Genomic DNA, 11,875 nt, shown 5'->3' with positions numbered 1-11,875 from the left:
AATACCCAAAGCAGACCCACCCATGAACCATCAAGATCTGATCGCCATCGACTTCCACACCCATGCCGAAGTCAGCTGCCGCAATCCCTTTGACAGCTATGGCGAGGAGTACGACCGCGCGGCCGACAAATACTTCGGCAGCTCGCTGCGCCCGACGATCGCCGAAACCATTGCTTATTACCGCGAGCGCAAGATCGGTCTGGTGATGTTCACGGTGGACAGCGAGGCGCAACTGGGCCGCCGCCGCATTCCCAACGAAGAGATTGCCGATGCCGCGCGCGAGAACAGCGACATGATGGTGGCGTTCGCGAGCATCGACCCGCACAAGGGCAAGATGGGCGCGCGCGAGGCAGAGCGTCTGATCACCGAATGCGGCGTCAAGGGCTTCAAGTTCCATCCCACGGTGCAGGGCTTCCATCCCTACGACCGCATGGCCTGGCCCATCTACGAGGTCATCAACCACTACAAGCTGCCTGCCATCTTCCACACCGGCCACAGCGGCATCGGCAGCGGCATGAAGTGCGGCGGCGGCCTGCGCCTGGCCTACAGCAACCCCATGCTGCTGGACGACGTGGCCGTGGATTTCGGCGATATGCAGATCGTCATGGCTCACCCCAGCTTTCCCTGGCAGGACGAGGCGATCTCGGTGGCGCTGCACAAGCCCAATGTCTGGATCGATCTTTCGGGCTGGAGCCCCAAGTATTTCCCCAAGCAGCTGGTGCAGTACGCCAACACCTTGCTCAAGGACCGTGTGCTGTTCGGCAGCGACTTCCCCCTGATCACGCCGGAGCGCTGGATGAAAGACTTCGAGGTCGCCGGTTTCAAGCCGGAGGTCATGCCCGGCATTCTCAAGGACAACGCCGTGCGGCTGTTGGAGCTGGACAGAAAACGCGATGCCGCATGAAAGCTCAAAGGATCACCCCGGTGATCCTTTTTTCATGGCGCTTGAACTTCGGCAGAGGCGAGGCCTGAAGAGATGTATGGAAATCATGCAGTGTCTTTTTTTCAGACATTTTCTGTTTGATTTTCAGGCAGTCAGGATGCAGGCTGAAACAAGACTCAGAGGAAAGCCAGACTGGCACGAAGGCTGCTTGATGCACACCATACAAAGACAAGCGGACACACCGCATCCATCCTCAAGGAGACAACACATGCACAAGCGCAGCCTGCTGCAGGCGGCCGTTCTGGCGGCCATGGTGGTTTATGTTCCCGGCGCCTTGGCGCAATCTGAAATCCGCATTGCCCATGTCTACAGCAAGACCGGGCCGTTGGAGGCCTATGGCAAGCAGACGCAGGCCGGGCTGCTGATGGGGCTTGAATACGCCACGGGCGGCAGCATGACGGTGGCAGGCAAGAAGCTGGTGGTGATCGAGAAAGACGACCAGGGCAAGCCCGACCTTGGCAAGAGCCTGTTGGCCGCCGCCTATTCGGACGACAAGGTCGATCTGGCGGTCGGTCCCAGCGCGTCGGGCGTGGCGCTGGCCATGCTGCCTGTGGCAGAGGAGTACAAGAAGATCCTGATCGTCGAGCCCGCCGTGGCCGATTCCATCACCGGCGACAAGTGGAACAAGTACATTTTTCGCACCGGCCGCAATTCCAGCCAGGACGCGATCAGCAATGCCGTGGCCATCGACAGGCCTGGCGTGACCATTGCGACACTGGCCCAGGACAATGCCTTCGGCCGTGACGGTGTCAAGGCCTTCAAGGAAGCGGTCAAAAAGGGCAAGCTGGTGCATGAGGAGTATCTGCCCGCAGCCACCACCGATTTCACGGCCGGGGCCCAGCGCCTGATTGACAGGCTCAAGGATGTTCCAGGCAAGAAGGTGATCTGGATTGTCTGGGCCGGTGCCGGCAACCCCTTCAAGATCGTCGACATGAACCTCAAGCGCTACGGCATCGAGATTGCCACGGGCGGCAACATACTGCCTGCCATGGCCGCTTACAAGAATATGCCGGGCATGGAGGGCGCCACCTACTATTACTTCGGCATTCCCAAGAATCCGGTGAACGAAGCCATGGTCTCCATGAGCTACAAGCAGTTCAAGGCTCCGCCCGACTTCTTCACGGCGGGCGGTTTCTCGGCCGCCATGGCCATTGTCACAGCACTCAAGAAGACTGGCGGCGACACCAAGACCAACACCTTGATCAAGGCTCTGGAAGGCATGAGCTTCGATACACCCAAGGGGGTCATGACCTTCCGCAAGGAAGATCACCAGGCCATGCAGAGCATGTACCACTTCAGGATCAAGAACGATCCGGCCATGGCCTGGGGCGTGCCCGAGCTGGTGCGCGAGATCAAGCCTGAAGAAATGAACGTTCCCGTGCGCAACGGGCGCTGACTGAGCGGCCCGCAATGCGGCGGGTGCCCATTCCATCTTTGAAAGCTGATGGTGCTTGTCCACCAAGCGCTGGAGGCTGCTTTGGCCTGAAATTCTTGCGACTGCCTGCCGCCATGCCCGGAATCTCTCCTTTTCATCCATGCTGACCACAGACAAGCTCACCATCCGCTTTGGCGGCCATGTGGCGGTCAACAGCGTGACCTGCTCCTTCGAGCCGGGCACGCTGACGGCCATCGTCGGCCCCAATGGCGCGGGCAAGACCACTTACTTCAATCTGATCTCGGGGCAGCTGCGGGCCACGGAGGGCAGGGTGTCGTTGCAGGGGCGCGACCTCACGGGCCTGCCGCCTTCGGCACGCACGCGTGCCGGCCTTGGGCGGGCCTTTCAGCTCACGAATCTGTTCCCGGCCCTGTCGGTGCTGGAGAACGTGCGCCTGGCGGTGCAGGCCACGCGCCAGGGCGCGCACCGGCGCGGCATGAACCTCTGGAGTATCTGGAGCGACCACCGCGCATTGCTGGCGCGTGCGCAGCACATCCTGGAGCAAGTGGCGCTGTGGGCGCGGCGCGATGAGCCGGTTTCGGCCCTGCCGCACGGCGACCAGCGCAAGCTCGAGGTGGCGCTGCTCATGGCGCTGGAGCCGCAGGTCTATATGTTCGACGAGCCTACGGCGGGCATGAGCCATGACGAGGCGCCGGTGATTCTGGACCTGATACGCGAACTCAAGAAAGATCGCAGCAAGATCATTTTGCTGGTGGAGCACAAGATGGATGTGGTGCGCGAACTGGCCGACCGCATCATCGTGCTGACCAATGGCACGCTGGTGGCCGACGGCAAACCGGCCGAAGTCATTGCCTCGCCCGTGGTGCAGCAGGCATACCTGGGTCTGACGCCCCAGGATGCCGTTGGCGGCATTGACGCTCCCCCCGACCCCGGTCTTCCCGCGTCTGGGGGACGAGGAGAACAGCCATGAGCGAGATACTGTTGGAGCTCCAGGGCGTGCACACCCATATCGGCGCCTATCACATCCTCCACGGCGTGGACCTGGCTGTGCCGCGCGGCGAGGTCACCCTGCTGCTGGGCCGCAATGGCGCGGGCAAGACCACCACGCTGCGCACCATCATGGGCCTGTGGCAGGTCAGCCAGGGCAGCATCCGATTTGGCCAGAAGGACATCACGCGCCTGGCCACGCCGGCGATTGCCCAGCTCAACATCGCCTATGTGCCCGAGAACATGGGCATCTTTGCCGATCTCACGGTCAAGGAAAACCTGCTGCTGGCTGCGCGCTCGGCCTCGCATGCGGCGCGCATGGACCGCTCGCGCCTGGACTGGATCTACGAGCTGTTCCCGGCCGTGCAGAAATTCTGGGACTACCCGGCCGGCAAGCTCAGCGGCGGGCAAAAGCAGATGGTGGCCGTGGCGCGCGCCATCGTCGAGCCGCGCGATCTGCTCATTGTGGATGAGCCAAGCAAAGGCCTGGCACCGGCCATCATCAACAACATGATCGAAGCCTTCGCCCAGCTTAAGGCCAGCGGCGTGAGCATTTTGCTGGTCGAGCAGAACCTTGCCTTCGCCAAGCGCCTGGGCGACGGCGTGGCCGTCATGGACAACGGCAATGTCGTGCACGCGGGCCGCATGGCCGATCTTGCGGCCGACGAGGAACTGCAGCAGTCGCTGCTGGGGCTGGCGCTATGAGGTCACGAAAATCAAAACAAAAAGCAAATCGAGCGCTTGCTGGTCAAGCGCAGGCAGCTATGGATATGAAAGTTCGCGCCGAGGTGAAGACATGATGCGCAAGGACCTGGATTACAAGCCGCTGCTGCTGGTGCCGCTGCTGGCGCTGGCCACCTTGCCCTTGGTGGGCTCTCCCAGCACCTGGCTCACGCTGACGGTGGCGGGCTTGGCGATGGGCATGATCATCTTCATCATCGCCTCGGGACTGACCCTGGTATTTGGCCTCATGGACGTGCTCAACTTCGGCCATGGCGTGTTCATCGCTCTGGGGGCTTTCGTTGCCACAAGCGTGCTCGGCGCCATGGGCGACTGGACGGGCTCGGCGCAGCTGTGGCGCAACCTGGTGGCCGTGCTGCCCGCCATGGTGATGGCCATGCTGGTGGCGGGTGCCTTGGGTCTGGCCTTCGAGCGCTTCATCGTGCGGCCCGTCTACGGCCAGCACCTCAAACAGATTCTCATCACCATGGGCGGCATGATCATTGGCGAGGAGTTGATCAAGGTCATCTGGGGTCCGCAGCAGATTCCGCTGCCGCTGCCCGAAGCCATGAAGGGCGCCTGGCTGCTGGGCGATGCGGCCGTGGAGAAATACCGGGTCTTCGCCGTGCTGGTGGGCGCAGCCGTGTTCGCCGTGCTGGCCTGGACGCTGGCGCGTACCAAGATCGGTCTGCTGATCCGCGCCGGCGTGCAGGACCGCGAGATGGTCGAGTCCCTGGGCTACCGCGTGCGCCGATTGTTTGTGGCCGTGTTCGTCGCAGGCTCTGCCCTGGCCGGGCTGGGTGGCGTAATGTGGGGCCTGTACCAGCAGAGCGTGGTGGCGCAGATGGGCGCCCAGGTCAATGTGCTGATCTTCATCGTGATCATCATCGGTGGCCTGGGCAGCACGGGCGGCGCGCTGATCGGTGCGCTGCTTGTGGGACTGATGGCCAACTACGCTGGCTTTCTGGTGCCCAAGGTGGCGCTGTTTTCCAATATTGCACTGATGGTCGCCATCCTGCTCTGGCGTCCCCAAGGCATCTATCCGGTCGCCAACCGCTGAAGGAGAACAGAATGCTCAACCGTTTGCTCTCGGGCGATCTGCCGCGCAGCCGCATCCTGGCGCTGATGCTGCTGCTCATCTTCATCGGCCTTGCCGTGGCACCGTTTGCCTTTCCCGGCGTCAAGGCGCTCAATGTGGCGGCCAAGGTGCTGATCTTTGTGGTGCTGGTGGCCAGTTTTGACCTGTTGCTGGGCTATACCGGCATCGTCAGCTTTGCCCACACCATGTTCTTCGGCATAGGCGCCTATGGCGTGGCCATTGCCTCGGGCAAGCTGGGCCCGGGCTGGGGGGCGCTGGTCCTGGGACTGGGGGCGGCGCTGCTGGTGTCGCTCGTTCTGTCCCTGGCCATCGGCCTGTTCTCCCTGCGTGTGCGCGCCATCTTCTTTGCCATGATCACGCTGGCGGTGGCGGCTGCATTTCAGACCCTGGCGTCGCAGCTGTCCGACTGGACGGGAGGCGAGGACGGCCTGACCTTCAAGATGCCCGAATGGCTGTCGCCCAGCTTCGAGCTGTTCGAGAACGAGATCTTCGGCATCCTCATCGACGGCAGGATCATCAGCTACTACCTGCTGTTTGCCGTGGCCGTGGTTCTGGTACTGATGCTGCTGCGCATCGTCAATTCGCCCTTCGGCCGCGTGCTGCAGGCGATTCGCGAGAACGAGTTCCGTGCCGAAGCCATTGGCTACCGCGTGGTGATCTATCGCACCACCTCCAGCGTGCTGTCGGCCCTGTTCGCCTGCGTGGCCGGCGCCATGCTGGCCGTCTGGCTGCGCTACAACGGGCCCGATACCTCGCTCTCGTTCGAGATCATGATGGACTGTCTGCTCATCGTGGTGATCGGCGGCATGGGCACGATTTATGGCGCGGTGATCGGCTCCGTCATCTTTCTGGTCGCGCAAAGCTATCTGCAGGATTTGCTGCGGCTAGGCAGCGAAGCCGCCGTCAGCCTGCCATGGCTGTCGGCCCTGCTGTCGCCGGACCGCAGGCTGCTGTGGCTGGGTCTGCTGTTCGTGCTGTCGGTCTACTACTTCCCTACCGGCGTGGTTGGCCGGCTGCGCGTGGCTGCGGCGCGCAAACCCTGACATCTTTTACTGGCATCCCTTCTCTGACTGCTTTCACTACGACAGGAGACAAAGCCCATGCAGAAGACCTATGCGATTGCCTTACCGCCTGCAGCCCTAGCGGTGCTGGCGGCTGCCGTGCTGACCGCCTGCGGGGGCGGCGATGGAGGCGAGCTCAATGCCAAACCCGGCTACCTGGGCACGGTGCGGCAACAGAGCTATGACGGCAGCAGCGATGACCTGCTGACCGCAGGCATGGGCAAGAGCGGCCTGGCTGCGGCCACGGCACCGGGCTTTGCCATTGCGCTCCAACCCACGGCGGCCGAACTGCGCCGCCTGGCCATTTACACCAATTACCGCGCCATGCTGGACATGACAGCTGCGGGTGGCTACGGCACGCTCTACGGCCCCAATGTGGATGCGCAGGGCCGGGTGACGGCCGGCGAAGGCAGGATTGCCGGCATCGAGTACATCGCGTTTTCGGACGACGGAACGGGCCGCAAGAACGTCACGCTCATGGTGCAGGTGCCGGCCAGCTTTGACCCAAGGAAGGCCTGCATCATCACCGCCACGGCTTCGGGATCGCGCGGCGTGTACGGCGCCATCACGACGGGTGAATGGGGGCTCAAGCGCGGCTGCGCGGTGGCCTATTCCGACAAGGGCACGGGGGCCGCGCCACATGACCTCATGAACGACACTGTGCCTCTGATTGACGGCACGCGCAGCACGGCTGCGGCAGCGGGCAAGCAGGCTGCATTCAATGCGGGACTCACGGCTGGCGAGCTGGCTTCCTTCAACACTGCCACGCCCAACCGCTTTGCCTTCAAGCATGCGCACTCGGGCCAGAACCCAGAGAAAGACTGGGGCCGTACCACGCTGCAGGCCGTGGAGTTCGCCTACTACGTGCTCAACGAGCGCTATGGGGACCGCAACATTCTGGGCGAACGTCTGCGGACGCTCAAACCGAGCAACACCATTGTCATCGCATCAAGCATCTCCAACGGCGGCGGCGCGGCGATTGCCGCCGCCGAACAGGGCTCGCAAGGGCTGATCAACGGCGTAGCCGTGTCCGAGCCAGCGGTTGAATTGCCCACCAACCCCGGCGTGACCGTGCAGCGCGGCGGCACGGCGCTGCCTGTGGTGGGCAAGACGCTGGTGGACTTCACGACTTATGCCAACCTCTACCAGCCCTGTGCCTCTCTGGCAGCTTCGATCAGCGGCTCGCCCTATGCGGCTGCGTTTGCCGCGGGCTATGCCAGCACGGCTCTGCCGATTGCGCCCAACCGCTGCGCGGCACTCAGGACTGCCGGTTTGCTGAACGCCATGACCACGGCGGCCCAGGCCGAAGAAGCTTTGCAGAGGCTGCGCGACTATGGCTGGGAACCGGAATCCAGCGAGCTGCATGCCTCGCTGGCCGCCTTTGAGGTGGCGCCCGCCGTGTCGGTCACCTTTGCCAACTCGCTCTCGCGCGCCAGCGTGAAGGACAACCTCTGCGGCTACAGTTATGCCGGTGCGACGGCTGCGGGCGCAGTGACGCCGCTGGCCCCCGGGGCGCTGGTCAGCATGTTCTCCACGGGCAACGGCGTGCCCCCATCGAGCGGCGTGCAGCTCATCAACAACAAGGGCAAGTTCGGTGCCGCGCGCGATTTCCTCTCCGTGTCGATGAACTCGGGCGTGGCCGACTGGAACACGCCGGGTGCGCTGTGCCTGCGCAATCTCGTCACCGGCAACGATGGCTCCGCCAGAGCGCTACAGGCCGGTATCGACGAGACAAGACGCAGCGGCAATTTGCAGGGCAAGCCGACCATCATCGTCCATGGCCGTGCGGATGCGCTGCTGCCCGTGAACCACACGACACGGCCCTATGTGGCGCTCAACCGGAGGGTGGAAGGCGCTGCCAGCAAGCTCAGCTATGTGGAGGTCACAAATGCCCAGCATTTCGACAGCTTCATCGGCCTGCCGACCGTGCTGCCGGGTTACGACACGCGTTACATCCCGCTGCATGTCTACCTGAACCGCGCGCTCGATGCCATGTATGACCACCTTGCCAACGGCAAGGCGCTGCCGCCCAGCCAGGTGGTGCGCACCGTGCCGCGTGGTGGCAACCCGGGCCAGGCACCGGCCATACAGCCGGCCAACCTGCCGCTGATTGCCGGCACGCCTGCAGCGGCCGACAGGATAGAAGTCAGTGTCGGAGCCATCCGCGTGCCGGACTGATACGTTTGACCGGCCGGCGGCTACGGCTGTCGGCCGACTACCGAAGTTGATAGCTGATAGCGCTCATCACATATGCGCTAGAGGCCTTTTTGATGCTGAAACCTGCCATGCCCAACAACTGCGCTTCTGCGGCCATCGTGCCGGCATCCCGCTATGCGAACTGCGCTGGCTACGAGATTCATTACCTTGACTGGCAGCCGCAAGGCCCGACCAAGGCTGCGGTGATCGCCTGGCATGGCCTGGCCCGCACGGGTCGCGACATGGATGCACTGGCGCAGTTTCTCGCGGCGCAAGGCTATCGCGTCATCTGCCCGGATACGCTGGGTCGAGGCCTGAGCCAGTGGAGTCGCAAGCCGCGCGAGGAGTATCAGTTGCGCTTTTATGCCCGTCTGGCGCGCGAGCTCATGGATGCGCTGGCACTGCAGCAGGTGCACTGGGTGGGCACCAGCATGGGCGGTGCGATAGGTACGGTCTGCGCATCCGGCATGTTCGAGCCGGATCTCAGGCAGCGCATTCTCACGCTCACGCTCAACGACAATGCGCCCGAGCTGGCCGAGGCTGCGCTGGCCCGCATCAGGAGCTATGCCGGCCGGCCGCCGGTGTTTGACACCGTCGCCGAGCTGGAAGGCTTTTTTCGCGCGGCCTACAAGCCCTATGGCTGGCTCAGCGATTTCGAGTGGCGCAAACTCACCGAGACCAGTACGCGCCGTTGCGATGACGGCCGCGTCACCCCGCATTACGACCCGCGCATGATCGAGCAGTTCACCGAGCATGACAACGACTATCTGCTATGGGATCACTATGACGCGCTGCACCTGCCCGTGCTGTTGCTGCGCGGCGAGCAGTCCGATCTGGTGCTCAAGCCGGTGGCTGAGCAAATGCAGCAGCGCGGCCCCGGTGCCCGAGGTCTGCTGACCTGGCTGGAAGTGCCGGACTGCGGCCATGCGCCGGCGCTCAATGTGAGTGCGCATTTCGAGGCCGTTCTGTCCCATCTGCACCAGGCTTGAAGCGCAACAACCTCGCAGCACTGGGGATGTTCGCGTCTCGCTAGCATCGGTGGCTCACCCTGGTCGGGGTAAGGAGCGTGGGTCATGGGTTTTGTCGTCGATCTGATTCGGGAATACGGCTTCGGCATTGTCTTTCTCAATGTGCTGGTGGAGCAGCTGGGCGCACCCATCCCGGCTTATCCGGTGCTGGTGGTGACCGGAGCGCTGGAGGGCGGCAGCCTGGCACGCCTTGGTTGGCTCACCGTGATTGCGGTGGCCGCAGCGCTGATGGCCGATGTGCTCTGGTACCACGCAGGCCGAGCCTATGGGCACAGGGTGCTGGGACGTATCTGCCGCATTTCTCTCTCGCCCGATGCCTGCATCCGTCAGACCGAGTCCGTCTATGGCCGCTGGGGAGCCAGGTCTTTGTTGGTGGCCAAGTTCGTGCCGGGCTTTGCCTCCATTGCCAGTGCGCTGGCCGGCGTGGTGGGCACGCCGCTGCGTACCTTTGTGTTGTTCGATACGCTGGGGGCCCTGATCTGGGTGGGTTCGGCCGTGTTTCTGGGCTCGCTGTTCAGCTCCACGGTGCAGGATTTGCTCGATGTGCTGACGGCCCTGGGCAAATGGGGGCTGTTGCTGCTGTGCGTGGCGTTCTCAGTTTTCGTGGCGCGCAAGTGGTGGCAGAGGCAGCGCGTGGTGCGTTCGCTGAAGATGCCGCGCATGTCGGTCGAGGAACTGGCGGGGCTCAACGCTCAGGGCATCACGCCGACGGTGATCGATGTGCGTGAACCCCTGCTCTTCGGTCAGAGTCATATTCCCGGTGCCAGCTCCTGGCTGGAGCATCAGGGCAAGGGCAGAGCGGCCTACGAGCACTTGCTGCCGCGTGAGCGGCATGAGCATGGCCTGGTCGTGTATTGCGACTGCCCCGACGAGATCTCCGCCGCACGTGTGGCCAGGCAATTGCAGCGTGCGGGATTTCACAATGTCCGCCCATTGTCCGGTGGCCTGACGGCCTGGGAGGCGGCCGGCTTCGAGCTGGAAAAGCCCGAGGCCTGAGCAGGCCCCAAAGAAAAATGCCCTGACCATTCTCTGGGCAGGGCAGCGGGTGGGTCGAAGCGCTTACTTGCCGGCAGGCATGGAGCAATGCCCGCCCTGTGCGGCCTGGCCGGAGCCCGCGGCAATCAGCGGTGCTTCAAAGCGCAGGTCGATGGCTGGCGATGCATGAAAGTCCCAGGCCAGAAAGACGAGCAATACGGCCCAGAATACGGTGCGCAAGGTGCTTGGTGAGGTCATGGTTGTTCCTTGCTCAGAAGCCGAAATGGCGGCGGATGCGCAGGCCGAAGATGGTGCCCGCAAATGCCAGCGGCACCCAGATCCAGCCGTGGATGGAGCCGGTGGAGATGCCCGAGAGCATGGCGCCCACGTTGCAGCCGAAAGCCAGGCGAGAGCTATAGCCGAGCACCAGTCCTGCCATCAGGGCCACGACCCACTGCGTGCCTGTCAGTGCCTTGGCCGCCGCGGGCTTGCCGGCGGCAATCCACAGTGCGCCGCCCAGAATGCCGATATTGGTGATGCTGGTCACGTCCAGCAGCACGGTCTCGTTCAGGCGCGCCGCATTGCCGGGCTGGCTCCAGAACCAGTTGCTGGCCAGATCGACGGCGCCCGTGGCGTTGGCGATCTTGGCGGCCCACAGACCAAAGCCGTAGACCACGCCCCAGGGCTGGCCCGCAATGATCAGGTTGAGCGTGGCCAGGATGGCCAGCAGCACGGCACCCACCAGCCATTTGCGCACCAGCAGCGGCTTGGCCGGGCGGTTCAGGGCGGCATTGGCCTTTTTCACATACAGGGCCACGCCTGCAGCGATCACGGCCAGTGCGACCAGTGTGGCGATCAGCGCTGGAGCCCAGCCCCATTGCGTGACCAGACCCACGGGGGCGGCATTGCCCAGGTCCAGCCACCAGCCCAGATGCAGGCTGCCCAGAAAGCTGCCGATCGCAAACAAGGGCAGTATGGCGGTGTTCATGGGGATGCCCATGCCAGCTTTGTAGAGGGTGCCGCTGCCGCAGCCGTCGGCGATCTGCATGCACAGGCCGAAGACAAAGGCACCGACCAGCAAGCTGATGCTGGGTGGGCCCAGAGCTGCCGTCAGCTCCGGGAAATGGCCCAGCAAAGGCATGGCAAGGGCCGCAGCCAGCGCCAGCAGCAGCAACTGGCCGAAGATGCCGCTGCCGTCTTTTTCCTCGACCAGCATGCGCCAGCCCGTGGTGAAGCCAAAGCGCTTGCCGGCCAGCACCGCGCCCAGGCCTATGCCCACGGCAAACAATGCCGCCTGACGCACCGAGACCGACCACAGCAGCCAGCCAAAGAAAACGGCCAGCAAGGCCGTTATGGGAAGTCGTTTCATGTTGTTAGTGTTAATTCAGTGCCTCAAGAGTTCGAGGCTTGTAAAACCGCCACACACCAAGTCAGAGACACCAAGCAAGTCCTGGGCGGCCCCGCCGCCTC

General features: G+C 63.5%; 11 protein-coding genes. 9 read left to right on the top strand and 2 right to left on the bottom strand.

What is annotated here, in order from left to right:
• Positions 1-22 precede the first annotated feature (22 nt).
• The 9 genes from QYQ99_RS05690 to QYQ99_RS05650 all read left to right on the top strand — a co-directional run bounded on the left by QYQ99_RS05690 (position 23) and on the right by QYQ99_RS05650 (position 10,426).
• On the top strand, positions 23-904 hold the full coding sequence (locus tag QYQ99_RS05690; RefSeq protein ID WP_034357944.1) for an amidohydrolase family protein: 882 nt from the start codon (positions 23-25) through the stop codon (positions 902-904).
• 247 nt (positions 905-1,151) lie between these two features.
• Positions 1,152-2,339 carry a substrate-binding domain-containing protein gene (locus QYQ99_RS05685; protein ID WP_302091797.1) on the top strand — a complete coding sequence of 396 codons (1,188 nt, stop codon included), beginning with the start codon at positions 1,152-1,154 and terminating at the stop codon, positions 2,337-2,339.
• 139 nt (positions 2,340-2,478) lie between these two features.
• Positions 2,479-3,309, top strand: coding sequence for an ABC transporter ATP-binding protein (locus QYQ99_RS05680; protein ID WP_302091796.1), 831 nt, complete (start codon positions 2,479-2,481; stop codon positions 3,307-3,309).
• Positions 3,306-4,031: an ABC transporter ATP-binding protein gene (locus tag QYQ99_RS05675; protein ID WP_302091795.1), complete on the top strand. Its 726-nt coding sequence runs from the start codon at positions 3,306-3,308 to the stop codon at positions 4,029-4,031. Before QYQ99_RS05680 ends, QYQ99_RS05675 begins: the two co-directional genes overlap by 4 nt.
• A gap of 91 nt (positions 4,032-4,122) precedes the next feature.
• The gene (locus QYQ99_RS05670; protein WP_302091794.1) at positions 4,123-5,106 is read left to right on the top strand and encodes a branched-chain amino acid ABC transporter permease; all 984 of its coding nucleotides are present in this window, start codon (positions 4,123-4,125) and stop codon (positions 5,104-5,106) included.
• A gap of 11 nt (positions 5,107-5,117) precedes the next feature.
• Positions 5,118-6,188, top strand: coding sequence for a branched-chain amino acid ABC transporter permease (locus QYQ99_RS05665; protein WP_302091793.1), 1,071 nt, complete (start codon positions 5,118-5,120; stop codon positions 6,186-6,188).
• A 57-nt stretch (positions 6,189-6,245) separates the two neighbouring features.
• The gene (locus QYQ99_RS05660; protein ID WP_302091792.1) at positions 6,246-8,384 is read left to right on the top strand and encodes a D-(-)-3-hydroxybutyrate oligomer hydrolase; all 2,139 of its coding nucleotides are present in this window, start codon (positions 6,246-6,248) and stop codon (positions 8,382-8,384) included.
• Between the two features lie 92 nt (positions 8,385-8,476).
• Entirely contained in the window at positions 8,477-9,391 is a 915-nt protein-coding gene (locus QYQ99_RS05655; RefSeq protein ID WP_302091791.1) for an alpha/beta fold hydrolase, read from the top strand.
• Between the two features lie 84 nt (positions 9,392-9,475).
• Positions 9,476-10,426 carry a VTT domain-containing protein gene (locus QYQ99_RS05650; RefSeq protein WP_302091790.1) on the top strand — a complete coding sequence of 317 codons (951 nt, stop codon included), beginning with the start codon at positions 9,476-9,478 and terminating at the stop codon, positions 10,424-10,426.
• A gap of 63 nt (positions 10,427-10,489) precedes the next feature.
• Here the strand turns inward: QYQ99_RS05650 and QYQ99_RS05645 are convergent, their stop codons facing one another.
• Both QYQ99_RS05645 and QYQ99_RS05640 read right to left on the bottom strand, forming a co-directional pair.
• Positions 10,490-10,663 (bottom strand): hypothetical protein, encoded by a 174-nt coding sequence (locus QYQ99_RS05645; protein ID WP_302091789.1) that lies wholly within the window; start codon positions 10,661-10,663, stop codon positions 10,490-10,492.
• Between the two features lie 13 nt (positions 10,664-10,676).
• Positions 10,677-11,774: a YeeE/YedE thiosulfate transporter family protein gene (locus QYQ99_RS05640; protein WP_302091788.1), complete on the bottom strand. Its 1,098-nt coding sequence runs from the start codon at positions 11,772-11,774 to the stop codon at positions 10,677-10,679.
• Positions 11,775-11,875 lie beyond the last annotated feature (101 nt).

Source organism: Comamonas testosteroni (genome assembly GCF_030505195.1).
In the GTDB taxonomy this organism is placed as follows: domain Bacteria; phylum Pseudomonadota; class Gammaproteobacteria; order Burkholderiales; family Burkholderiaceae_C; genus Comamonas; species Comamonas testosteroni_G.
The sequence above is the reverse complement of the archived record's forward strand: the minus strand, read 5'-3'. Positions and strand labels throughout refer to the sequence as shown.